20 protein-coding genes and 2 pseudogenes are annotated in these 23,979 nt (G+C 69.5%); 16 read left to right on the top strand and 6 right to left on the bottom strand.

The features are described from left to right. Positions 1 to 36 precede the first annotated feature (36 nt). Complete coding sequence (locus ACZ5NH_RS22020) at positions 37 to 1,482, top strand: aldehyde dehydrogenase family protein (RefSeq protein WP_451557851.1); 1,446 nt, start codon at positions 37 to 39, stop codon at positions 1,480 to 1,482. 250 nt (positions 1,483 to 1,732) lie between these two features. After that, a complete protein-coding gene (locus ACZ5NH_RS22015; RefSeq protein WP_468777490.1) occupies positions 1,733 to 3,097 on the top strand; it encodes a S53 family peptidase in 1,365 nt (454 codons plus the stop codon). 101 nt (positions 3,098 to 3,198) lie between these two features. On the opposite strand, the pseudogene ACZ5NH_RS22010 reads toward ACZ5NH_RS22015, so the two are convergent. Then, a pseudogene (locus tag ACZ5NH_RS22010) lies at positions 3,199 to 3,573 on the bottom strand (carbohydrate-binding protein); the annotation flags it as partial. 37 nt (positions 3,574 to 3,610) lie between these two features. Here ACZ5NH_RS22010 and ACZ5NH_RS22005 point away from each other — a divergent pair. Beyond that, positions 3,611 to 4,231, top strand: a complete 621-nt coding sequence (locus tag ACZ5NH_RS22005; protein ID WP_468777489.1) for a chorismate mutase — start codon at positions 3,611 to 3,613, stop codon at positions 4,229 to 4,231. A gap of 65 nt (positions 4,232 to 4,296) precedes the next feature. Here the strand turns inward: ACZ5NH_RS22005 and ACZ5NH_RS22000 are convergent, their stop codons facing one another. From ACZ5NH_RS22000 to ACZ5NH_RS21990, 3 genes and pseudogenes are all read right to left on the bottom strand, one after another. Continuing rightward, positions 4,297 to 4,470 carry a hypothetical protein gene (locus tag ACZ5NH_RS22000; protein WP_468777487.1) on the bottom strand — a complete coding sequence of 58 codons (174 nt, stop codon included), beginning with the start codon at positions 4,468 to 4,470 and terminating at the stop codon, positions 4,297 to 4,299. Between the two features lie 25 nt (positions 4,471 to 4,495). After that, a pseudogene (locus tag ACZ5NH_RS21995) lies at positions 4,496 to 5,242 on the bottom strand (glycoside hydrolase family 31 protein); the annotation flags it as partial. 82 nt (positions 5,243 to 5,324) lie between these two features. Continuing rightward, a complete protein-coding gene (locus tag ACZ5NH_RS21990) occupies positions 5,325 to 6,338 on the bottom strand; it encodes a LacI family DNA-binding transcriptional regulator (RefSeq protein ID WP_468777485.1) in 1,014 nt (337 codons plus the stop codon). Positions 6,339 to 6,679: 341 nt separating this feature from the next. On the opposite strand from ACZ5NH_RS21990, the gene ACZ5NH_RS21985 reads away from it, so the two are divergent. Further along, positions 6,680 to 8,617 carry an acyl-CoA dehydrogenase family protein gene (locus tag ACZ5NH_RS21985; protein WP_468777484.1) on the top strand — a complete coding sequence of 646 codons (1,938 nt, stop codon included), beginning with the start codon at positions 6,680 to 6,682 and terminating at the stop codon, positions 8,615 to 8,617. Between the two features lie 38 nt (positions 8,618 to 8,655). Here ACZ5NH_RS21985 and ACZ5NH_RS21980 read toward each other — a convergent pair whose 3' ends face one another. Next, positions 8,656 to 9,123, bottom strand: coding sequence for a hypothetical protein (locus ACZ5NH_RS21980; RefSeq protein ID WP_468777483.1), 468 nt, complete (start codon positions 9,121 to 9,123; stop codon positions 8,656 to 8,658). 256 nt (positions 9,124 to 9,379) lie between these two features. Here ACZ5NH_RS21980 and dxr point away from each other — a divergent pair, with 256 nt between their 5' ends. The 3 genes from dxr (at position 9,380) to ispG (ending at position 13,280) form a co-directional block, all read left to right on the top strand. After that, complete coding sequence (dxr, locus tag ACZ5NH_RS21975) at positions 9,380 to 10,651, top strand: 1-deoxy-D-xylulose-5-phosphate reductoisomerase (protein WP_468777481.1); 1,272 nt, start codon at positions 9,380 to 9,382, stop codon at positions 10,649 to 10,651. Beyond that, on the top strand, positions 10,648 to 11,952 hold the full coding sequence (locus tag ACZ5NH_RS21970) for a M50 family metallopeptidase (protein WP_388627856.1): 1,305 nt from the start codon (positions 10,648 to 10,650) through the stop codon (positions 11,950 to 11,952). Before dxr ends, ACZ5NH_RS21970 begins: the two co-directional genes overlap by 4 nt. Positions 11,953 to 12,122: 170 nt before the next feature. After that, positions 12,123 to 13,280: a flavodoxin-dependent (E)-4-hydroxy-3-methylbut-2-enyl-diphosphate synthase gene (gene ispG, locus ACZ5NH_RS21965; RefSeq protein ID WP_388627852.1), complete on the top strand. Its 1,158-nt coding sequence runs from the start codon at positions 12,123 to 12,125 to the stop codon at positions 13,278 to 13,280. A 25-nt stretch (positions 13,281 to 13,305) separates the two neighbouring features. Here the strand turns inward: ispG and ACZ5NH_RS21960 are convergent, their stop codons facing one another. Beyond that, the gene (locus tag ACZ5NH_RS21960) at positions 13,306 to 13,725 is read right to left on the bottom strand and encodes an ATP-binding protein (protein WP_468777480.1); all 420 of its coding nucleotides are present in this window, start codon (positions 13,723 to 13,725) and stop codon (positions 13,306 to 13,308) included. Between the two features lie 137 nt (positions 13,726 to 13,862). Here ACZ5NH_RS21960 and ACZ5NH_RS21955 point away from each other — a divergent pair, with 137 nt between their 5' ends. From ACZ5NH_RS21955 to ACZ5NH_RS21915, 9 genes are all read left to right on the top strand, one after another. Then, positions 13,863 to 14,717 (top strand): helix-turn-helix domain-containing protein, encoded by an 855-nt coding sequence (locus tag ACZ5NH_RS21955; protein ID WP_468777757.1) that lies wholly within the window; start codon positions 13,863 to 13,865, stop codon positions 14,715 to 14,717. After that, positions 14,714 to 14,911, top strand: coding sequence for a DUF397 domain-containing protein (locus ACZ5NH_RS21950; RefSeq protein ID WP_468777478.1), 198 nt, complete (start codon positions 14,714 to 14,716; stop codon positions 14,909 to 14,911). Before ACZ5NH_RS21955 ends, ACZ5NH_RS21950 begins: the two co-directional genes overlap by 4 nt. Positions 14,912 to 15,015: 104 nt before the next feature. Continuing rightward, positions 15,016 to 15,393, top strand: coding sequence for a WXG100 family type VII secretion target (locus tag ACZ5NH_RS21945; protein WP_468777477.1), 378 nt, complete (start codon positions 15,016 to 15,018; stop codon positions 15,391 to 15,393). Continuing rightward, the gene (locus ACZ5NH_RS21940) at positions 15,390 to 19,739 is read left to right on the top strand and encodes a DUF6531 domain-containing protein (protein ID WP_468777476.1); all 4,350 of its coding nucleotides are present in this window, start codon (positions 15,390 to 15,392) and stop codon (positions 19,737 to 19,739) included. Before ACZ5NH_RS21945 ends, ACZ5NH_RS21940 begins: the two co-directional genes overlap by 4 nt. Further along, entirely contained in the window at positions 19,736 to 19,996 is a 261-nt protein-coding gene (locus ACZ5NH_RS21935; RefSeq protein ID WP_451009514.1) for a hypothetical protein, read from the top strand. The genes ACZ5NH_RS21940 and ACZ5NH_RS21935 overlap by 4 nt, the downstream gene beginning before the upstream one ends. A gap of 321 nt (positions 19,997 to 20,317) precedes the next feature. Next, positions 20,318 to 20,674, top strand: a complete 357-nt coding sequence (locus ACZ5NH_RS21930; RefSeq protein ID WP_468777473.1) for a barstar family protein — start codon at positions 20,318 to 20,320, stop codon at positions 20,672 to 20,674. Between the two features lie 86 nt (positions 20,675 to 20,760). Further along, complete coding sequence (locus ACZ5NH_RS21925) at positions 20,761 to 21,609, top strand: GNAT family N-acetyltransferase (protein ID WP_468777471.1); 849 nt, start codon at positions 20,761 to 20,763, stop codon at positions 21,607 to 21,609. Between the two features lie 20 nt (positions 21,610 to 21,629). After that, the gene (locus tag ACZ5NH_RS21920) at positions 21,630 to 22,160 is read left to right on the top strand and encodes a GNAT family N-acetyltransferase (protein ID WP_468777469.1); all 531 of its coding nucleotides are present in this window, start codon (positions 21,630 to 21,632) and stop codon (positions 22,158 to 22,160) included. Positions 22,161 to 22,247: 87 nt separating this feature from the next. Next, on the top strand, positions 22,248 to 23,951 hold the full coding sequence (locus ACZ5NH_RS21915) for a proline--tRNA ligase (RefSeq protein ID WP_468777467.1): 1,704 nt from the start codon (positions 22,248 to 22,250) through the stop codon (positions 23,949 to 23,951). Positions 23,952 to 23,979 lie beyond the last annotated feature (28 nt).

Raw genomic sequence — 23,979 nt, 5'->3', positions numbered from 1 at the left:
AAGCACACCTCCAACGCGGAAGGGCCGGGACTCGCAATGACTTCCACCCACGCCTTCTGGCTCGCCGGCCGCCAGGTCACCGGCGAGGACAGCTTCGACGTCACCTCCCCGTGGGACGGCCGGCTCGTCGGCAAGGTCAGCGTGCCGAGCGACGCCCAGGTCGAGGAGGCCGTGGCCGCCGCGTACGCCGTGCGGGACGAGTTCGCCGCCACCCCGGCCCACGTGCGCGCCGCCGCCCTCGACCACGTCAGCAAGCGGCTGGCCGAGCGCACCGAGGAGATCGCCCAGCTGATCTCCGCCGAGAACGGCAAGCCCATCAAGTGGGCCCGGGGCGAGGTCGGCCGTGCCGTCTCCGTGTTCCGGTTCGCCGCCGAGGAGGCCCGGCGGTTCAACGGCGGCGAGGCCCAGCGGCTGGACACCGACGCCGGCGGCCAGGGCCGGCTGGCGCTGACCCGCCGCTTCCCGAAGGGTGTCGTGCTCGGCATCGCGCCGTTCAACTTCCCGCTGAACCTGTGCGCCCACAAGGTCGCCCCGGCGATCGCCGTCGGCGCGCCGATCGTGCTCAAGCCCGCCCCGGCCACCCCGCTCTCCGGCCTGATCCTGGGCGAGCTGCTGGCCGAGACCGACCTGCCGGCAGGTTCCTGGTCGGTCCTGCCGGTGTCCAACGACCGCATGCCCGCCCTGGTCCAGGACGAGCGCCTGCCGGTCATCTCCTTCACCGGTTCCGACAAGGTCGGCTACGCGATCATGGACTCGGTGCCGCGCAAGCACTGCACGCTGGAGCTGGGCGGCAACGGAGCCGCGGTCGTCCTCGGCGACTACGCCTCCGACGCCGACCTGGACTGGGCCGCAACCCGCATCGCGACCTTCTCCAACTACCAGGGCGGCCAGTCCTGCATCTCCGTGCAGCGCGTGATCGCCGACGCGTCGGTGTACGACCGCCTGCTGCCGCGTATCGTCGCCGCCGTCGAGGCCCAGGTCACCGGTGACCCGTCCGACGCCAAGACGGACGTCGGCCCGCTGGTCAGCGAGGACGCGGCCAAGCGTGTGGAGTCCTGGGTGAAGGAGGCGGTCGAGGCCGGCGCCACGCTGCACACCGGCGGCGACCGCGACGGCGCCTCGTACGCGCCGACCGTCCTCACCGACGTACCGGCGGACGTCACCCTCGCCTGCGAGGAGGTCTTCGGGCCCGTCCTCACCGTGCAGAAGGTGGACGGCGAGGCGGCGGCCTTCGCCGCGGTCAACAACTCCAAGTACGGCCTCCAGGCGGGCGTGTTCACCCATGACCTGCAGGTCGCCTTCCGCGCCCACCGCGCCCTGGAGGTCGGCGGCGTGGTGATCGGCGACGTCCCGTCCTACCGCGCCGACCAGATGCCGTACGGCGGCGCCAAGCAGTCCGGCGTGGGCCGCGAAGGCGTGCGGTTCGCGATGGAGGACTACACCTACGAGCGCGTGCTGGTCCTGACCGGCCTCGCGCTCTGACCTGCCACGGACAGGTCGGAAACAGAACGGCCGGTGCCCACTGTGCGGGGGCACCGGCCGTTCACGTTTCCCGCCCCTTGTTTCCTGTCCCTGTTTCCTGTCCCCTGGTAAAGGATTCGGCATCGGCGGTTCAAGAGTCCTGCCCTGAGTCTTGATCTGTCCATGACTCACCCGATGGGATGCGCCTGACCACTTCGTCCTGCTCAGGTTCGTCCTGTCCAGGACGTCTCCGGATCACTCAGGGGACCACATGCACATAGCCCGAACCGGGCGCGGCCTCGCGGCGTCCGCCGCCACCGCCGCACTCGTCGCCGCAGGGCTGGCGACCATTTCCTCGGCCGGCACCACCATCGCCGCCGCGCCCGCCGGCGTACCGCACACCTTCGCGCAGCCGGCCATCACGGGGCACACCCTGGTCCACGGCGTGGCCAGCCCCCTGCCCATCGCCCAGTGCCAGGCGAAATGGCACATCAACTGCTACAACCCGCTCCAGTACAGGACGGCGTACAACCTCAACCCGCTGTACAAGAAGGGCATCACCGGCAAGGGGCGGACGATCGTCATCGTCGACTCCTTCGGGTCCCCGACCGTCCAGCACGACCTGGACGTCTACAGCAAGCAGTTCGGGCTGCCCAGCACCAAGGTCAAGGTCGTCAAGTGGGGCAACGTCCCGAAGTTCGACCCCAAGAACTCCGACATGACGGGCTGGGCCGGCGAGACCACGCTGGACGTCGAGATGGCCCACGCCGTCGCGCCCGGCGCCAAGATCGTCCTGGTGGAGACGGCGGTCGCCGAGACCGAGGGCACCACCGGTCTGCCGGAGATGATGTCCGCCGAGAAGCACCTGATCGACCAGGGTGTCGGCGACGTCATCAGCCAGAGCTTCGGCGCCACGGAGAACACCTTCCCGGGCTTCGACAAGGGCGACTTCTCCAGCATCAAGAAGCTCCGGTACGCCTTCGAGGCGGCACAGCGCAAGCACGTGACCGTGCTCGCCTCCTCCGGTGACGGCGGCGCCACCGACCTGAAGACGGACGGCAAGACGTACTACAACAAGCCCGTCAACTCCTGGCCGTCGTCCGACCCGCTGGTCACCTCCATCGGCGGCACCCAGCTCCACCTGAACGACAAGGGCGAGCGCGTCAAGCCGGACAGCGTCTACAACGACTACGGCGCGGGTGGCGGCGGCCAGTCCCACGTGTTCACCCGCCCGTCCTTCCAGGACGGGGTGAAGAACGTCGTCGGCACCCGCCGCGGCACCCCGGACATCTCGATGGCCGCCGCGGTCAACGGCGGTGCCTGGGTGTACTCCAGCTACGACCCGACCGCCACCGGCTGGGACGTCTCCGGCGGCACCAGCGAGGCCAGCCCGCTGTTCTCGGGCATCGTCGCGCTCGCCGACCAGGCGGCCGGCCACCGCGTGGGCGACATCAACCCGGCCCTCTACACCCTGCTGAAGCACAAGAACCCGGGCATCGTCGACGTCAACGACGGCACGGACAACAGCTACCAGGGCGTCAAGGGCTACAAGGCCGTCAACGGCTACGACATGGCCACCGGTGTGGGCACGCTGGACGCCCTGCGCCTCGTGCAGGCTTTCGCCGGCAAGCACTGACGGCGGCCGTCTCCACAGAGGCTGAACGTCCCGCAGAAGGGGCCCGGCACCGCTGCCTTTCGGTGCCGGGCCCCTTCCCGTCGCCGGTCTCCTCCGGACCCTCAACCGGAGAAACCGACGTGCGCGAGCCGAAGCGGGCCGCGCAGTCCGAGGCGGACGTCGTGCACACCGCCGGCGGCGAGGCCGGCGCCCAGGGACACCTCCAGTACACCCTCGCCCGCCACCTGCGCCCTCACCTCGCTCACCCCGGCACTGAAGTCGCAGGCGCGGTAGACCAGTTCGGCCGTTTTTGCCGTGCGCCGGTGTCACCGCGTCGCCCGCTGCCCTGGTCCGGTCCACGATCGCGATGCCGGACTGCTCGTCGAAGTCGGCCGCCCTCAAGCCGCGTTCACGACCGAGCGCGGGGCCGGGCGCGTGCCGTCGAGGTGCACGGTCGTATGCAGCTGGGCTTCACCGTCAACAGCGAGAGCTCCAGCAGCAGTTGACCCGGCCGGGTGCGGTTTGATGGTGGGCATGCGAAACACCACTACCCTGCGCCCTCTGCTGGCCACCGTCGCGACCGCGGCCGTCCTGCTCACCACGACGGCGACCGCGGTCGCGGCTCCCGCTTCCCGGCCCGCCGCCCCGGCGTACACCGCGTCGGTCCCCGACCCGAGCGCCCTGCACCCCGTCGCCGAGCTGTCCGCCGAGCGGCTGGCCACCGCCGACCTGGTGGCCGCCGCGAAATGGGGCACCGACAGCCCCATCGACGACCCCGCCCGCGAACAGCAGGTTCTCGACTCCGTGGCCGCCCAGGCCGTACAGCTCGGTGCCGACCCCGACGAGGTCCGGGCGATCTTCCGCGACCAGATCGAGGCGAACAAACTCGTGCAGCGCGGCCTGTTCCAGCTCTGGACCGACCACCCGGAGCAGGCCCCCACCACCCGGCCCGACCTGAGCGTGGTCCGCCAGCGGATCAACCGCATCAACACGGCCCTCGTCCAGGCCATCGCCGACACGACGGCGGACCGTACGGCCCTCGCCTGTCGTCCGGAACTCGTCCTGGCCGCCCTTCAGGTGCGCCACGACCAGGACCTGGACCACCTGCACACCAAGGCGCTGGCCCGGTCCCTGCGGTCGGTCTGCGCCTACTGACCCACCAGGACGACAGGGGGCCGGGCCCACGCCGGAACCGGCTCCCTTCCGCGCTCACTCGCTCCTCACTGTGCGATGGGCAGTTCCGCCCCGTCCCGCAGGAACAGCGGGATGCGGTCCAGCGGCGCGTCCACCGTCACCGCCGTACCGCCCTCGTACGTCTCACCCGTCCACGCGTCCGTCCAGCGCGCGCCCGCCGGAAGGTGGGCCGTCCGGGCCGTCGCGCCGGCGGTCGGCACCGGGGCGACCAGCAGATCCCGGCCCGGGGAGCATGGGGGAGCGGCCGGTGACCGTGCTGTAGGCGCGCTGGCCGTCGGCCGGGGTGCCCGCCGTGATCCAGTAGTCGATCTGCCGGGCCGAGTCCGCGACCCGGCGGGTGCCGTTGCCCGCCAGTTCCCCCCGGCCGATCGCCGGGTTGTTCCACAGCAGGGTGTAGCCCCGGCTGGACACCAGCACCGGGACGCTCACCTCGGCGTTGCGCTGCACCAGGTCCAGCACCAGGTCCAGCACCAGGCCCTTCTGGTCCAGGCGTCCGTGCTGGTGCTGGCCGAGGCCGTACAGCCGCTCGCCCTCGTACGCGGCGAAGCGCTGCTCCAGGCGGTGGTGGCCGTTGCCGACCGCCGTGTGGAGCCGCGACCCGGGCCACCAGAAGTGGGCCGGCTCCTCGGCGAGCAGCTCCGTACGGTCCTCGGTGCGCAGAAAGCGGAGCATGCCCTCGGCGCTCACCTCGACGGTCAGCGCGCCGACCGTGAGCCGCGCCGCACCGGCACCGATCCCGACCGTGGCGTCCTGGGCGGGCGGGGGGTCGAGGAGCGCGCCCGGCAGCCCGTCCAGCACCGGGCCGCCGAGCCGGGCGCGCACCCGGACCGCGTCCGGACCCCGCGGCTCGATCCGCGCCGTCTTCTGACGGCCGCTTCACTCCAGCGCCCGGTCCCGCTCACGGAAGGTGCCGGTGGTGGGGAAGGACTGGGCGAGGGAGACCTTGGGCTGCGTGACGGCAGGCTGGTTCACTGCATGCTCCTGAAGGAGTGCGGGACAGGGACAAGGCAGGCAGAGGGATGCCCCGGACGCACCGGAGCACGGGAAGGTGCGGTCAGGAGGCGGCCGGTGCCGGTCCCGAACTCGCCCGTACCGTCAGCTCGGGCGCGAGCAGCACGACCTCGTCGCCGCCCCGTCCGTCCAGCTTGGCCACCAGATGCTCGACCGCGTACCGGCCCATCTCCTGCGCCGGGATGGCGACCGAGGTCAGCCGCACCGAGGCCTGCACGGCGACCTGGTCCGGGCAGATCGCGACCACGGACACGTCCTCCGGCACGGCCCGGCCCTGCTGGCGCAGCAGCGCGAGCAGCGGCTCCACCGCCGACTCGTTCTGCACCACGAACCCGGTCGTCGCCGGGCGCTCGTCGAGGATCCGGGCCAGCGTCACGGCCATCGCGTCATAGCCGCCGTCGCACGGGCGGTGCAGCAGCCGTACGCCCGCCTCGCGGGCCCGGGAGCGCAGTCCGTCCAGGGTGCGCTCGGCGAAACCGGTGTGGCGCTCGTAGACGGCCGGGGCCTCGCCTATGACAGCGATGTCACGGTGACCGAGCCCCGCCAGGTGCTCCACGCACAGCGCGCCGGTCGCCGTCCAGTCCAGGTCCACACAGGTCAGACCCGCCGTATCGGCCGGCAGGCCGATCAGCACCCAGGGCTGATCGGTCTGCCTGAGCAGCGGCAGCCGCTCGTCCTCCAGCTCGACGTCCATCAGGATCATCGCGTCGGCGAGACCGCTGCCGGTCACCCGGCGCACCGCGTCGGGGCCCTCCTCTCCGGTGAGCAGCAGGACGTCGTAGCCATGGATGCGAGCGGTGGTGGCCACCGCAATGGCGATCTCCATCATCACCGGCACATACATGTCGGTGCGCAGCGGGATCATCAGCGCGATGATGTTCGACCGCTTGCCGGCCAGGGCGCGGGCGCCGGCGTTCGGGTGGTAGCCCAGTTCCCGGATGCTCTGCTCGACGCGCTGCCGGGTGGTCGCGGAGATGGACCGCTTGCCGCTGAGGACATAGCTCACCGTGCTCGCCGAGACTCCGGCGTGCTGCGCGACCTCGGCGAGGGTGACCATCCGTGCTCCAAGCCTGGTGAAGCGCTTCGACTACCGCGTAGTGCTGACGGGGGGTGGTAGTGCTGACGGGGGGTGAGTGAGGGCGAGATTGACGCTAGCTTCAGCCGGGGCGGGGTGTCCATGGGCTGTCGAAGCGCCTCGACACCTCTTCCCGGGCGGCGCAAAGGGGCGCGCTCCGGAGCACCAGTACGCACCCGCGTGACGGGTCTCCGGCCGGGCTTTCGGCCGGATGGCCGCGCGAGGGGTGGTGGGGTCGGCCCGTTTCGGGTACCAACGATCCAGTAGCACTGGTCGGTAACGAACGGTCCGAATCGTCCCTCTTCGCGGCGAGGTGAGCCTCAATGTCCGCCCCCACCAAGTCACGCACCACCGTCACCGAGCGCGAGGCACGCCGGGTGGCGGAGGCCGCCCGGCAGCAGGACTGGCACAAGCCCAGCTTCGCCAAGGAACTGTTCCTCGGGCGCTTCCGGCTCGACCTCATCCACCCCCATCCGCTCCCGGACCCCGAGAGCGTCCGGCGCGGCGAGGAGTTCCTCGCCAAGCTCCGCGCCTTCTGCGAGTCCACGATCGACTCCGCCCGCATCGAGCGCGAGGCCCGCATCCCCGACGAGGTCGTCACCGGCCTCAAGGAACTCGGCGCCCTCGGCATGAAGATCGACCCCAAGTACGGCGGCCTCGGCCTCACCCAGCTCTACTACAACAAGGCCCTCGCCCTGGTCGGCTCCGCCAGCCCCGCCGTCGGCGCCCTGCTCTCCGCCCACCAGTCGATCGGCGTACCCCAGCCGCTGAAGATCTTCGGCACCCAGGAGCAGAAGGACGCCTTCCTGCCCCGCTGCGCCCGCACCGACATCTCCGCCTTCCTCCTCACCGAGCCGGACGTCGGCTCCGACCCCGCCCGCCTCGCCACCACGGCCGTACCCGACGGCGACGACTACGTACTCGACGGAGTGAAACTGTGGACCACCAACGGGGTGGTGGCCGACCTGCTCGTCGTCATGGCACGCGTGCCGAAGTCCGAGGGGCACAAGGGCGGCATCACCGCGTTCGTCGTGGAGGCGACCGCGGAGGGCATCACCGTCGAGAACCGCAACGCCTTCATGGGCCTGCGCGGCATCGAGAACGGCGTCACCCGCTTCCACCAGGTCCGGGTCCCGGCCGCCAACCGGATCGGCCCGGAGGGCGCGGGGCTGAAGATCGCGCTCACCACCCTGAACACCGGCAGGCTCTCACTGCCGGCGATGTGTGCGGGCGCCGGCAAGTGGTGCCTGAAGATCGCCCGCGAATGGTCGGCGGAGCGCGAGCAGTGGGGCAAGCCGGTCGCACTGCACGAGGCCGTCGGCTCCAAGATCAGCTTCATCGCGGCGACGACCTTCGCCCTCGAAGCCGTACTCGACCTGTCCTCCCAGATGGCCGACGAGGACCGCAACGACATCCGCATCGAGGCCGCCCTCGCCAAGCTCTACGGCTCCGAGATGGCCTGGAAGATGGCCGACGAACTGGTCCAGATCCGCGGCGGCCGCGGCTACGAGACCGCCGAGTCGCTGAAGGCGCGCGGCGAGCGCGGCGTCCCGGCCGAGCAGATCCTGCGCGACCTGCGCATCAACCGCATTTTCGAGGGCTCCACGGAGATCATGCACCTGCTGATCGCCCGCGAGGCCGTCGACGCCCACCTCTCCGTCGCCGGTGACCTCATCGACCCCGAAAAGTCCCTGAGCGACAAGGCGAAAGCGGGCGCCAACGCCAGCGTCTTCTACGCCAAGTGGCTGCCCAAACTGGTCGCCGGACCCGGACAACTCCCCACGTCCTACGGCCAGTTCAAGCACGGCATCGACCTGTCCGGGCATCTGCGCTATGTCGAGCGCACCGCCCGCAAACTGGCCCGCTCCACCTTCTACGCCATGTCCCGCTGGCAGGGCCGGATGGAGACCAAGCAGGGCTTCCTCGGGCGGATCGTGGACATCGGCGCCGAACTGTTCGCGATGAGCGCGTCCTGCGTCCGGGCCGAGCTGCTGCGCAGCCGGGGCGAACACGGCCGCGAGGCCTACCAGTTGGCCGACGCCTTCTGCCGGCAGTCCCGCATCCGCGTGGAGGAACTCTTCGACCGGCTGTGGACCAACACCGACGCCCTCGACCGCAAGGTGGTCAAGGGCGTGCTCGCCGGGTCCTACACCTGGCTGGAGGAAGGCGTCGTCGACCTGTCCGGAGACGGCCCGTGGATCGCCGACGCGACCCCTGGAGCGTCCAAGCGGGAGAGCGAGCGTCGCCCCTTCGGGGACTGAGCCGCCCTCCCGCCCGCCGACCGGGCGCCTGGGGCCGTTCAGTTGCCCCAGGTGCCCTGGTCCACGGCGCACGTCCAGCCCGAGCCGTGCAGGGTGAACTTCGCCTTGTAGGTGTGGGTGTTGAGCAGATGCGTCTGCACCTTCACCCCGAGGCTCGCCTTCGTGTTCAGCGTGCCCGTGTAGACGGTCACCGTCGTCGACGTCTTGTGCGTGACCTTGCCACCCGTGGCCTTGGCCGAGCCGAAACGGATGTTCTTCACGTCCGTGACCGTGAAGCTGACCTTCTTGAAGCTCTTCGTCGTGCTCTTGTTCTTGATGCCGAAGTACAACCCCCCGTTGGTCACCCAGCCCTGCGAGTTGATGTAGAAGCTGCTCGGATAGACCAGGTCGACCGGGCAACCGGAACTCTGCGGCGTCTGCGTGGTGGCCGACGCCGCTCCGGCGAGACCGAGTTGAGCAGCGGTCAGCATTCCGGCAGTGGCCAGGACGGCCGCGGTCGCGCGCATGCGATTCATGATGGTGGTACTCCCCCTCTTTCGCCCTCCATGACGGGCTGCACCGGAAGGATGCCATCGACGGCCACCGCGTGCGCGCGATTTCCCATGGTTGCGTCCCAACGGGTTGATCCCGACCGGACGGACCCCGATCTTCACGGTGACCGCAGATCAGGAGAACCATCGCAAACAGTGACGAAGAGTACGGACACACCCGCGCGAGGGACGCCGTGTCCGTGCCGTCACCGGTTGGGGCAACAATGGGGGGATGACCGACAGCCCCGCCCATCCGGCACCCCTCGCCGATCCCCACCTCGTCTACGACCCTCTCGCGGGCGACGGCCCCAAGGACGTGGTGATCCTCGGCTCCACCGGATCCATCGGCACCCAGGCCATCGACCTCGTGCTGCGCCACCCCGACCGGTTCCGGGTCACCGCCCTGTCCGCGAACGGCGGCCGCATCGCCCTCCTCGCCGAGCAGGCCCGCCGGCTGCGCGTACGGACCGTCGCGGTCGCCCGCGAGGACGCCGTACCGGCCCTGCGCGAGGCGCTCGCCGCCGAGTACGGCCCCGGCGAGCCGCTCCCCGAGATCCTCGCCGGACCGGACGCGGCCACCCAGGTCGCCGCCTCCGACTGCCACACCGTGCTGAACGGCATCACCGGCTCCATCGGCCTCGCGCCCACCCTCGCCGCCCTGGAGGCCGGCCGCACCCTGGCGCTCGCCAACAAGGAGTCCCTGATCGTCGGCGGACCGCTGGTCAAGGCGCTCGCCAAGCCCGGACAGATCATCCCGGTCGACTCCGAGCACGCCGCCCTCTTCCAGGCACTGGCCGCCGGTACGCGGGCCGACGTACGCAAGCTGGTCGTCACGGCGTCCGGAGGGCCCTTCCGCGGCCGTACGAAGGCCGACCTGGCCCGGGTGACCGTCGAGGACGCCCTCGCCCACCCCACCTGGGCGATGGGCCCCGTGATCACGATCAACTCCGCGACCCTCGTCAACAAGGGCCTGGAGGTCATCGAGGCACACCTCCTCTACGACATTCCCTTCGACCGCATTGAGGTGGTCGTGCATCCCCAGTCGTATGTCCACTCGATGGTCGAGTTCACCGACGGATCCACGATCGCCCAGGCGACGCCCCCCGACATGCGCGGGCCCATCGCCATCGGTCTGGGCTGGCCCGAACGCGTCCCCGACGCGGCGCCCGCCTTCGACTGGAGCAAGGCCTCCACCTGGGAGTTCTTCCCGCTGGACAACGAGGCCTTCCCCTCGGTGAACCTCGCCCGGCACGTGGGGCAGCTCGCGGGCACGGCCCCCGCGGTGTTCAATGCGGCCAACGAGGAGTGCGTCGAGGCCTTCCGCAACGGCGCACTGCCCTTCAACGGCATCATGGAGACCGTCACCGGGGTGGTCGAGGAGCACGGCACCCCGGCCGCGGGAACTTCACTCACCGTGTCGGACGTCCTCGAAGCGGAGGCCTGGGCACGCGCCCGGGCCCGCGAACTCACAGCCACGACGGCGACCGCGGAGGCGCGTGCATGACGACCTTGATGTTCATCCTCGGCATACTGGTCTTCGCGGTCGGCCTGCTCGTCTCGATCGCGTGGCACGAGCTGGGGCACCTGTCCACGGCCAAGCTCTTCGGCATCCGCGTGCCGCAGTACATGGTCGGCTTCGGCCCGACCATCTGGTCGCGGAAGAAGGGCGAGACCGAGTACGGCATCAAGGCGGTCCCGCTCGGCGGCTACATCCGCATGATCGGCATGTTCCCGCCCGACGACCAGGGCCGCGTCTCCGCCCGCTCCACCTCCCCGTGGCGCGGCATGATCGAGGACGCCCGCTCGGCCGCCTTCGAGGAGCTCCAGCCCGGCGACGAGACGCGCATGTTCTACACGCGCAAGCCCTGGAAGCGCGTGATCGTCATGTTCGCGGGCCCGTTCATGAACCTGATCCTCGCGATCGCCCTGTTCTTCACGGTCCTGATGGGCTTCGGCATCCAGCAGCAGACCACCACCGTCTCCTCCGTCTCGCCCTGCGTCATCGCCCAGAGCGAGAACCGCGACAGCTGCAAGAAGTCCGACCCGGCCTCCCCGGCCCAGGCCGCCGGCATGAAGAAGCGCGACAAGATCGTCTCCTTCGACGGCAAGCCGACCCAGGACTGGAACACCCTCTCGGACCTGATCCGGGACAGCGCCGGCAAGACCGTCCCGATCGTCGTCCAGCGCGACGGCAAGCAGCTCACCCTGCACGCCAGGATCGCCACCAACCTGGTCGCCAAGAAGGACTCCAGCGGCCAGTACGTCCAGGGCAAGTACGTCAAGGCCGGCTTCCTCGGCTTCAGCGCCGCCACCGGCGTCGTCCACCAGGACCTCGGCCAGTCCGTCACCTGGATGACCGACCGGGTCGGCGACGCCGTCGACTCCCTCGCCGCCCTGCCCGCCAAGATCCCGGCCCTGTGGGACGCCGCCTTGGGCAACGCCCCGCGTCAGCCGGACTCCCCGGTGGGCATCATCGGCGCGGCCCGCATCACCGGCGACATCGCCACCCTGAACATCCCCGCCTCCCAGCAGGTGGCGATGTTCGTGATGCTGCTCGCCGGCTTCAACCTCTCCCTGTTCCTGTTCAACATGCTCCCGCTGCTCCCGCTCGACGGCGGCCACATCGCGGGCGCCCTGTGGGAGGCCCTGCGACGCAACGTCGCCCGGGTGCTGCGCCGCCCGGACCCCGGTCCGTTCGACGTGGCGAAGTTGATGCCGGTGGCGTATGTGGTGGCGGGGATCTTCGTCTGCTTTACGATCTTGGTCCTGGTGGCGGATGTCGTTAACCCCGTGAAAATCTCTTAGCCATACGGCGTTGGAGGCGGCCCGGAACCCGGTGTTCCGGGCCGCATTCCATCGGGTGTGTTTACCGGGTGGGATGTGCTGGCGCCTGGGCCCGTACCGTAATCTCGAAGCCTGGAGCCCGCCCGTAGACGGGACCGGACCTTGATCCACGACTTGGGGTTGCACAGCAGATGACTGCGATTTCTCTCGGCATGCCGTCCGTTCCGACCAAGCTCGCCGAGCGCCGGAAGAGCCGGCAGATCCAGGTCGGAAGCGTGGCGGTCGGCGGAGACGCGCCCGTCTCGGTCCAGTCGATGACCACGACCCGTACGTCGGACATCGGCGCCACCCTCCAGCAGATCGCCGAGCTGACGGCGTCCGGCTGCCAGATCGTGCGCGTGGCGTGCCCGACCCAGGACGACGCGGACGCCCTGGCGACCATCGCGAAGAAGTCCCAGATCCCGGTGATTGCGGACATCCACTTCCAGCCCAAGTACGTCTTCGCCGCCATCGAGGCGGGTTGCGCGGCGGTCCGTGTGAACCCCGGCAACATCAAGCAGTTCGACGACAAGGTCAAGGAGATCGCCAAGGCCGCCAAGGACCACGGCACCCCGATCCGCATCGGTGTGAACGCCGGCTCCCTGGACAAGCGCCTGCTCCAGAAGTACGGCAAGGCGACCCCGGAGGCCCTGGTCGAGTCGGCCCTGTGGGAGGCGTCCCTCTTCGAGGAGCACGACTTCCGGGACATCAAGATCTCCGTCAAGCACAACGACCCGGTCGTCATGATCGAGGCCTACCGCCAGCTCGCCGAGCAGTGCGAATACCCGCTCCACCTCGGTGTGACGGAGGCGGGCCCGGCCTTCCAGGGCACGATCAAGTCGGCGGTGGCGTTCGGCGCGCTGCTCTCGCAGGGCATCGGCGACACCATCCGCGTGTCCCTGTCGGCTCCCCCCGTCGAGGAGGTCAAGGTCGGCCTCCAGATCCTGCAGTCCCTCGGCCTGCGCCAGCGCGGCCTGGAGATCGTCTCCTGCCCGTCCTGCGGCCGGGCCCAGGTGGACGTCTACAAGCTGGCCGAGGAGGTCACGGCGGGCCTCACGGGCATGGAGGTCCCGCTGCGGGTGGCCGTCATGGGCTGTGTGGTGAACGGCCCGGGCGAGGCCCGCGAGGCCGACCTCGGTGTCGCCTCTGGCAACGGTAAGGGCCAGATCTTCGTCAAGGGCGAGGTCATCAAGACGGTCCCCGAGTCCAAGATCGTGGAGACCCTCATCGAGGAGGCCATGAAGCTGGCCGAGCAGATGGAGGAGGACGGCGTGGCCTCCGGCGAGCCGTCGGTGTCGGTGGCCGGCTGATCTTTGCCTGCTTTCGTGAGTCCCGTCACCCCTGGGTGGCGGGACTCAGCCATACCTCCGCCCAGACGGACTTGCCGGGCTGTAGCGGCGTGACGCCCCACTTGTCGGCGAGCGCCCCGACCAGGACCAGCCCTCGCCCGGACTCGCCGGTCGGGACCCGCAGCTCGGGCAGCCGCTCGGTACGGGTGTCGGAGACCTCCAGGCGCAGGGTGCCGGACGACTCGGTGAGCCGGAGACGGAAGTCCCGCCCGGGTACGTGCCCGTGCCGGACCGCATTCGCCACGAGTTCGGCGGCGATGAGTGTGACGGCTTCGTTCACGGGGCCGTCGTAGGCGTGCCCCCACTCGTCCAGCCGGAGCGAGACGAGCCGCCGGGCGAGGCGTGCGCCGCGTGGGGTGGAGGTGAAGCGCATGGCGAATTCGCGGGTGGAGATTTCCGACGTCATGCCGCTTACGCTCGCGCACGCTCAGTAACGTTGAACAGCGGCCGCACCTTGACCAACACGCGTTGTACGAGCGAGGGGTGCCGCTGTACACGGGCGCGCCGTGACCGGCGGTGGCGCGAGGGAATTGGGGGGTGGATGTGAGCGAGGAAGCGCAGGCGGAGCCTGAAGTGACGGAGCCGGCGGGCGAGTCCGGGACCGATTCGGCTGTTCCGCTCATCTTCGGGCGGTTGTTGAAGCGGCTGCGGACTCAGGCGGGCATGGAACGCGCCGAACTCGGTTCCCGTACCGGGTACTCGGCGGCGACCATCGCGTCGTTCGAGCAGGGGAGGCGCATTCCATCGGCGAGGTTCATCAGGCACGCTGATGAGGTGCTGGGCGCGCAGGGGGTGCTGGTCGATTTCATCCAGGAGATGGAGAAAGCGCAGTACCCGGCGTTCTTCCAAGATGCGGCGGCGCTGGAGAAGAAGGCTGTCGCGTTGCACTTCTTCGCCGTGCAGACCGTGCCCGGTCTGCTGCAGACCGAGGACTACGCGCGGGCGGTCTTCACCGTCCGGCGTCCCCCGCTGGATGAGGTGACGATCGAACAGCGCGTGACGGCCCGGTTGGCTCGTCAGGAGATCTTCGGGCGGAGGCCGATGCCCACCATCAGCTTCGTGATGGAAGAGGCGGTTCTACGGAAAGGGCTGGGTGGACGGGAGGTAGTGCGGGGCCAGTTGGAGCAGATCCTGCTCATCGGTCAACGGACCAACGTGGAGATCCAGGTAATGCCGGACGCTCGCGAGGAGCATGCGGCCCTCTCCGGACGATTCACCTTGATCGAGACGACGAACGGGCGCAGGATCGCGTACGTGGAGGCATACAAGAGCAGCCGCCTCTTCATCGATCGCTCGACGGTCAGGGAACTGGAGGAGCGCTACGGTCTCCTACGGGCGCAGGCCCTGTCCCCGCGCGAATCACTGGCCCTCGTAGAGAAGTTGCTGGGAGAGACATGAACGTCGAAGAGCCGACCGAGTTGGTGTGGTTCAAGAGCAGCTACAGCGACGGCGAGGGCGGCGAATGCGTAGAGGTCGCCACCAGCCCCACCACCATCCACGTACGAGACTCCAAGCAGAACCCCGCCACGGCCCCCACCCTCGCCCTGCCCCCGGCTGCCTGGCAGGCGTTCCTCGATCTTGTCCAATCTTGAGCGGAGCTTTACCGTCCCTTTGGTGCCGGTCCCGATTGCGAACTCGTCTTGCCTACTAGTGTTTTCGGGCTGATGTGCAGGCTGACGGGGAGGGACGCGGCACCATGGGTGACCAGGGCGGCAGCGGCGGCGACGGCAAGATACTCGATATCAAGATCGCTGATCTGAAGCAGACGGCTCCGCATTTCCAGACGCACAGCCAGGATCTCACCAAGGCGCTGAACAAGCTCAAGACGGCGCTCGCGGCGGCGGGTTCGCCGTGGGGCGACGACAAGCAGGGCACGGAGTTCCACCAGGCGTACGGCCCGAACGTCACGAAGATCGAGCACGCGGCGGACATCCTCGCCCAGGGCCTGGCCAGCATCCATGAGGCGATGAGCGACATGGCGGACGGCCACATCGACAACGAGCAGCTGGTCCGCTCGATGTTCAGCCGGATCCATGTGCAGGGCCACGGGCAGGGCGGGGGCCAGCCGAAGTGAGCGCGGCCGACAAGGCGAAGCAGATCGTCCAGGACATGACCGGCATGTGGTGGCCGGCGGCCGACGAGCACGGACTGCGGGAGGCGGCCAAGGCCTGGCGGGCCTTCGCCGACGACATCGAGAACGTGCTGTCCGCGGCGAACAAGACGGCGCGGCACATCATCGAGGACAACAAGGGCGAGGCGATCTCCGCCTTCGACGACCCGTTCTGGCGCCGCTACTACTACAACGGGCACGGCTGGCTGAAGGACATGGCCGACGCCGCCCGGGACATGGCCAAGGCGCTCGACAAGTACGCCGACGCCGTGCACAAGGCGGTCACGCGCCTGGAGCACGAGCTGGAGATCGTGGGCGCGACCATCGTCGCGGGCACCGCGCTGGCCATTTTCACGGCCGGTATCTCCGAGGGCGCGGCGGCGGCGGCCACGGCGGGCATCGTGGAACTGGCCGGGACCCTGGGCATCGAGGTCTCCACAGAGATCGCCACGATCGCGGGTACGACCCTGGCAACGGCCGCGATAGGCGGCGTGGAGTCGGTCACCGTGGACCTGGCGGTCAGCCAGCCGGTCGCCATCGCCACCGGCGAGAGCAAGGGCTTCAGCCTGGACGAGGCGAGCGACGCGGCGACGTCCGGCATGGTCTTCGGCGGCATGTTCGGCGGCGCCGGCGCCATGGCCAAGGTCGCAGGTGAGGCGGGCGGCTTCGGAGCCCTGTTCGACGGCATCTCGATCCCCGGCGCCCGGGCGCTGCCCAGTGAGCTGGACGGGCTGGGTGACGTGGCGGCGGGTGACGCGCGGAGCACGGCCCGCCAGGCCGCGGGCGAGGACCCGGAGGGCGTGGCGGAGAACCCGGGCAACAAGGTCCAGGACGACAACACCGACCCGGTGGACCTGGTCACCGGCAAGATGTACCTGCCGCAGACCGACATCACCCTGCCCGGCACCCTGCCCCTGGTCTTCACGCGCCGCGTGGAGTCCGGCTACCGCCTGGGCCACTGGTTCGGCCCGTCCTGGTCCTCGACGGTCGACCAGCACCTGGCGATCGACACCGAGGGCGTCATCTTCGTCACGGAGGACGGCCTCCTCCTGAGCTACCCCCACCCCCAGCCCGGCGCCCCCACGCTCCCCACCCACGGCAGCAACCGCTGGCCGCTGGCCCGGGTGGAGGGCGGTTACACGGTCACGGACCCCCGCTCGGGCCGGGTGTGGCACTTCGCCGACCAGGGCGAGGACCGCGCGGTCCTGGAACAGATGGACGACCGCAACGGCAACTGGCTGACCTTCGAGCACGACGCCGAGGGCACCCCGCTGGCGATCGTCTCCTCCGGCGGCTACCGCCTGAAGATCACCACGTCCGGCGACCGGGTCACGGCCCTGCACCTGGCGGGCGCGGCGCCCGACGGCACGGACCAGGAGATCAAGCGCTACGCCTACTCACCCGAAGGCCACCTGACGGAGGTCATCAACTCCTCGGGCCTGCCCCTGCGTTTCGGGTACGACGACCGCGCCCGGGTGGTGTCCTGGACGGACACGAACAATCGCAGCTACACGTACGAGTACGACGACCGGGACCGCTGCATCGCCGAGAGCGGCTCCCACGGCCACATGGCCCTGCGTCTGTCGTACGACGAGACGGACCCGGCGACCGGCCACCGCGTCACCACCACGGTGACGGGCGAGGGCCACACCCGCCGCTACCTGATCAACGCCAACAGCCAGGTCGTCACGGAGATGGACCCGCTGGGCGCGGCCACCCACTTCACCCGCGACCGCTACAACCGCCTGCTGTCCACGACGGACCCCCTGGGCCACACGACGACGTTCCGCTACGACGACGAGGGCAACCTGCTCTCGGTCATCCGCCCGGACGGCCGGGAGGCGAGAGCGGAGTACAACGACCTGGGTCTGCCGGTGAAGGTGACCGGCACCGACGGCAACACCCACCGCCGTGCGTACGACGAACGGGGCAACCGCACGTCGATGACGGACCCGGCGTCCCAGGCAACGCACTTCACCTACACGCAGGCCGGCCACCTGACATCGGTCACGGATCCGCTGGGCCACACGACCAGGGTGCTCTGCAACCGCGCGGGCCTGCCGATCGAGGTCACCGACCCACTCGGCGCGGTGACCCGTTACACACGGGACGCCTTCGGCCGCCCAGTCGCGATCACGGACCCGACGGGCGCGACGACCCACCTGGAATGGACGGTGGAAGGCCACCTGGCCCGCCGCACGGCCCCGGACGGCACGTCGGAGAGCTGGACGTACGACGGTGAGGGCAACTGCACCAGCCACACCGACCCCCTCGGCGGCGTCACTCACTTCGAGTACACCCACTTCGACCTCCTGTCGGCCCGCACGGGCCCGGACGGCGTCCGCTACGAATTCGCCCACGACGCGGAACTGCGCCTGACGAAGGTGACGAACCCCCAGGGCCTGACGTGGGAGTACGCCTACGACGGCGCTGGCCGCCTGCTGTCGGAGACGGACTTCGACGACCGCACGCTGACGTACGAGCACGACGCCGCCGGCCGCCTGGTCTCCCGCCGGAACGCTCTCGGCGAGGTGACGGCCTTCGAACGCGACGCCCTGGGCCGCATCACCACGAAGAACGCCGCAGGCGCCGTCACCACCTACGCCTACGACTTCACCGACAACCTCGCCCAGGCCACGGGCCCGGACGGCACCACACTGAGCCTGCTGCGCGACCGCTACGGCCGCCTGCACTCGGAGACGGTCAACGGCCGCACGGTGACGTACGCCTACGACACCCTGGGCCGCCGCACCGGCCGCACGACATCGACAGGTGCCGTCTCCACATGGTCGTACGACGCTGCGGGCAACCGCACCCAGCTGACCACCAACGGCCGCACGATCGACTTCGCCTACGACGAGGCGGGCCGCGAACTGACTCGCCACATAGGCGAAACCATCACCCTGGCCCACACCTTCGACCCCCTTGGCCGCCTGACCACCCAGTCGGTGACCGGCGCCGAGGGCCGCATGCTGCAAAGCAGGGCCTACACCTACCGAGCCGACGGCAACGTCATCGGTATCGACGACCACCTCTCAGGCACCCGCCACTTCGACCTGGACGCGACAGGCAGGGTGACAGCGGTCCACGCGGCGAACTGGTCGGAACGCTACGCCTACGACGAGGCAGGCAACCAAACAGAAGCGACCTGGCCGACGAACCACCCGGGCACGGAGGCAACGGGTCCCCGCACCTACACGGGCACCCGCATCACCCGAGCCGGCACCGTCCGCTACGAACACGACGCCCTGGGCCGCATCACCCTCCGCCAGAAAACCCGCCTGTCGAGGAAGCCGGACACCTGGCGCTACGAGTGGGGCGCCGAGGACCGTCTGGCATCAGTGACCACCCCGGACGGCACCCGCTGGCAGTACACCTACGACCCCCTGGGCCGCCGCACAGCAAAACTCCGCCTCGCTTCGGACGGCGAAACGGTCCTGGAAAGGGTGGACTTCACCTGGGACGGCACAACTCTCTGTGAACAGACCACCACCTCTGCAGCCCTCCCCAACCCGGTCACCCTCACCTGGGACCACCAGGGCCTACGCCCCCTGACCCAGACGGAACGCATCACACCGGCCGAAGCCCCGCAGGACGAGATCGACTCCCGCTTTTTCGCCATCGTCACCGACCTCGTCGGCACCCCCAACGAACTCATTGACGAACAGGGCGAGATCGCCTGGCGCACCCGCAGCACGCTCTGGGGAACAACGGCATGGGCGGCAAACAGCACCACCTACACACCCCTCCGCTTCCCGGGCCAGTACTACGACCCCGAGACCGGTCTCCACTACAACTACTTCCGGCACTACGACCCTGAAACCGCCCGGTACCTCACCCCCGACCCCCTCGGCCTCGCACCGGCGCCCAACTCCTCTACGTATGTGCCAAACCCCCTGTCGTGGACGGACTACCTGGGGCTGGCGCCGGACTACATTGCGATCTACCGGACCCCGAAGGGAGCGCATGCGGAATACGAACTCGATAACGGCCCGAATCCGGCCAACCACCAGCCTGGGGTGGACATCGGCGGCGGCATCATGTCCGACGGGAAGATCTACTTTGGTGAACGGGCCGTCGCAGCGGAGTACGCCGGGCCGACAGGCGCCAACTTCGCCAAGGGGATGGTTAAATATGACATGGATCCGTCGTTCCTTGAGGAATTCGGCGAGCATGCGAAGATTCACGACTACAACGGCCCCAATGGGGCGCCTCGCCTGGAGTTCGAAATTCCGGTGGAAAAGCTGGATCGGTTCAACGAACTGACCCGGGGGCGCAGTTGGGTTTCCATATTCGGAGGACCGAAATGACGTTCCGCAATCATCAGGAGCTTGACGTGACCGTGGTCGCGGTGGCCCCTGTGGGGGCAAAGGTCGACGCCGGCGGTGAGACCGGATTCATCGATCAGGTGAAGCATCCTTCCTGGTGGGATCAAAGCACCGCACCACCCCAGGTCGGAGATCGGCTGCATGTCGTCGTCCTCGACGCCAGCCGAGAGCCGCCTCGGCTCAGCGCACTCCAGCGGGACATCGACATCGCGCGGCGGCTTCGGGGCATTGACGCATGACCTGCTGCACCTACGGCTAGCTGCCTGACCGTCCCTCATTCGGATCTCCTGCGACGCGAGGCAAAGACTGAGAGACGATTCCGAACTGGGCTGACACAGGCTCGAACGAATTTTCACTTGCTCGCGGACGGAACCGTGTACGGGGTGACGTGTAATTCCATGGGTCGGTCAGGCAGGGCCCACGAATTGCATCAAGCTGCGGCACAGCCTGAGTCAATGGTCCATGGGGCGGCGACCATGGAACCCAGCACGAACTGCGGCTGGTCCGCAAAAACGGCCCCCACCGGCCTGATCCACTCGGCCTGAATGCAGGGCCGGGCGATGCGCGACTCCGACGGAGTGCTCACCCAGTTCCACGAGGCGCTGCGCCTCCCCGGCTACTTCGGCTGGATCTGGGACGCCCTGCGGGACTGCCTGTGCGATCTCCACTGGCTCAAGGCCTCACACTTCCTCGTCACCATCGATGACGCCGATGCCGTTCTCTCGGAAGCCCCGGAGGAGCGCGGGATCCTCTGGCGCGCCCCGGACGACGCCGTGACGTTCTGGGCGGGGAAACCCGAGCTGCCGAGACAGGAGAAGATCACCTTCGGTGCCGTACTGCTGTGTCCACCCGAGGTCCGGCCCAAGGTCCAGCCAGAGGCCCAGGAAGAGCCGCGCCGAGAGCTTCCTCGCAGGTAGGTCCCCCTTTCGTCACCCCGAGGCGCCGCACAATCGCACGAGGTACAGTGCCGGGACCAGCAGAACCCCAGGGTGAGGCCCCGCACGTGTTGACCCAGACCACCTCACGGGTGCTCGAACCGAGCGACCTTGACGCCGCGCTCGCCGTCCTCGGCCGCGAGCCGGTCGCGAACGCCTTCGTGACCTCCCGGGTGCAGGTCGCGGGCCTCGACCCCTGGCGGCTCGGCGGCGAGATGTGGGGCTGGTACGAGGACGGCATGCTCACGTCCCTGTGCTACGCGGGCGCCAACCTGGTCCCGGTCTGCGCCACCCCCCGCGCCATCCGCGCCTTCGCGGACCGGGCGAGAAGGGCCGGCCGCCGCTGCTCCTCGATCGTCGGGCCCGCCGAAGCCACCGCCTCGCTGTGGCGCCTGCTGGAACCCCACTGGGGCCCCGCCCGCGAGGTGCGCGCCCACCAGCCGCTGATGGTCACCGACCGCATGCCCGCCGACATCGCCGCCGACCCCTATGTCCGCCGCGTCCGCAAGGACGAGATGGAAGCGATCATGCCGGCCTGCGTGGCGATGTTCACCGAGGAGGTCGGCGTATCGCCGATGGCCGGTGACGGCGGCCTGCTCTACCAGGCCCGCGTCGCCGAACTCGTCGGCTCCGGCCGCTCCTTCGCCCGCCTCGACGAGCACGGCAAGGTCGTCTTCAAGGCGGAGATCGGCGCGGCGACCAGCCACGCCTGCCAGATCCAGGGCGTCTGGGTGGCCCCCGAGTACCGGGGGAGGGGCCTGGCCGCCCCCGGCATGGCGGCGGTCCTGCGCTATGCCCTCGCCGACGTGGCCCCGGTCGTCAGCCTGTACGTGAACGACTTCAACACGGCGGCGAGAAGGACGTACCGCCGCGTGGGCTTCCAGGAGGTCGGCGCCTTCATGAGCGTCCTGTTCTGAAGCCGCTGTACGCTCCCGGCATGGACCTCGTGATCGGCCCCCTGGACCTCGTTGCCCGCGTCGACGAGGCCCTGGCCGTCCAGGCCGTAGCCTTCGGACTCGGCCCCGACGAGGTCGCCGTACGCCGGCAGATCGTCCAGCGCCATATGCAGTTCCCGGGAGCGCGGGCTCTCGGCGCCACCGTCGGCGGTCACCTCGTCGGCTTCGTCTACGGCATGCCGAACTCACGCACCCACTGGTGGTCCACCGTGGTGGAGCCGTACCTCCGCGCCACCCGCAACGACTTCTGGCTGGACGACTCCTTCGTGATCACGGAACTGCACGTCCACCCCCGTCACCAGAACCGGGGCATCGGGCGCCGCCTGATCACCGCGATCACCGACACCGCCGCCGAGCCCCGCTCGATCCTCTCCGCGATCGACACCGACAGTCCCGCCCGCGGTCTGTACTTCTCCCTCGGCTATGTCGACCTCGCCCGCCAGGTCCACTTCCCGAGCGCGCCGAAGCCGTACGCCGTGATGGGCGCCCACCTGCCACTGCGCCGCAAGTAGAGCCGGGGCGAATCCGATTTCCACCGGCACAGGCAGCCCGGCTAACCTCCTATGCCATCACCCTTACCCGGCAGGAGTACGAGAACCATGGCCAACGCACCGGTCCAGCGCATGTCCCAGTTGATGGCGAAGACGCTGCGCGACGACCCGGCGGACGCCGAGGTCCTCAGCCACAAGCTCCTCGTCCGCGCCGGTTACGTCCGCCGCACGGCCGCCGGCATCTGGAGCTGGCTGCCCCTCGGCAAGAAGGTCCTCTCCAACGTCGAGCGGATCGTCCGCGAGGAGATGGACGCCATCGGCGCCCAGGAGGTCACCCTGCCCGCCCTGCTGCCCCGGGAGCCGTACGAGGCGACCGGCCGCTGGGACGAGTACGGCCAGGAGCTGTTCCGCCTCAAGGACCGCAAGGGCGGCGACTACCTCCTCGGCCCCACCCACGAGGAGATCTTCACCCTCCTGGTCAAGGACCAGTGCACGTCCTACAAGGACCTGCCGGTGATCCTCTACCAGATCCAGACCAAGTTCCGTGACGAGGCCCGCCCCCGCGCCGGCATCCTGCGCGGCCGCGAGTTCCTGATGAAGGACTCGTACTCCTTCGACCTGGAGGACGAGGGGCTCGCGCAGTCGTACGCCCTGCACCGCGAGGCCTACCAGCGGATCTTCGAGCGCCTCGGCCTGGACTACCGCATCTGCGCGGCCACCGCCGGTGCGATGGGCGGCTCGAAGTCGGAGGAGTTCCTGGCCCCCGCCGAGGCCGGCGAGGACACCTTCGCCGACTGCCCGAACTGCGACTTCGCCGCCAACACCGAGGCGATCACCTACGCGCTCAAGCCGGTCGACGCCTCGGACGTGCCCGCGCTGGAGGAGATCCCCACCCCGGACACCCCGACCATCGAGACCCTGGCCGCCTCCCTCGGCGTCCCCGCCTCCGCCACGCTGAAGAACCTGCTGGTCAAGGTGGACGGCGAGATCGTCGCCGTCGGCGTGCCCGGCGACCGCGAGGTCGACCTGGACAAGGTCGAGGCGCACTTCGCCCCGGCCGTCGTCGAGATGGTCACCGAGGCGGACTTCGCCGGCCGTCCCGACCTGGTCCGCGGCTACGTCGGCCCGCAGGGCCTGGGCGAGAAGGTCAAGTACATCGCCGACCCGCGCGTGGCCCCCGGCACCTCCTGGATCACCGGCGCCAACAAGGACCAGACCCACGCCAAGAACGTCGTCGCCGGCCGTGACTTCGAGGTCGACGACTACGTGGACGTCGTCGTGGTGCGGGAGGGCGACCCCTGCCCCAAGTGCGGCACCGGCCTGAACCTGGACCGCGCCATCGAGATCGGCCACATCTTCCAGCTGGGCCGCAAGTACACCGACGCCCTCAAGCTCGACGTCCTCGGCCAGAACGGCAAGCCGGTCCGCGTGACCATGGGCTCCTACGGCATCGGCGTCTCCCGCGCGGTCGCGGCCATCGCCGAGCAGAGCGCCGACGACAAGGGACTGGTGTGGCCCAAGGAGGTCGCCCCGGCCGATGTGCACGTGGTCGCCGCCGGCAAGGCCCTGCAGACCGAGCTGGCCCTCGACGTCGCCGGGAAGCTGGCCGCCGCGGGCCTCCGCGTCCTGGTCGACGACCGGGCCGGCGTCTCCCCGGGCGTGAAGTTCACCGACGCCGAGCTGATCGGCGTCCCGCAGATCCTGGTCGCCGGCCGTCGCTCCGGCGAGGGCGTCCTGGAACTGAAGGACCGCAAGACCGGCGAGCGCGAGGAACTCACCGTCGAGGACGCGATCGCCCGTCTGGCGGCGTAGCACGCAAACGCCAACGAGCCCCCTGAGA

This window comes from Streptomyces sp. NPDC031426 (assembly GCF_055581585.1).
Note: the sequence above shows the minus strand (reverse complement) of the source record. Positions and strands in the feature narration are given on the sequence as shown.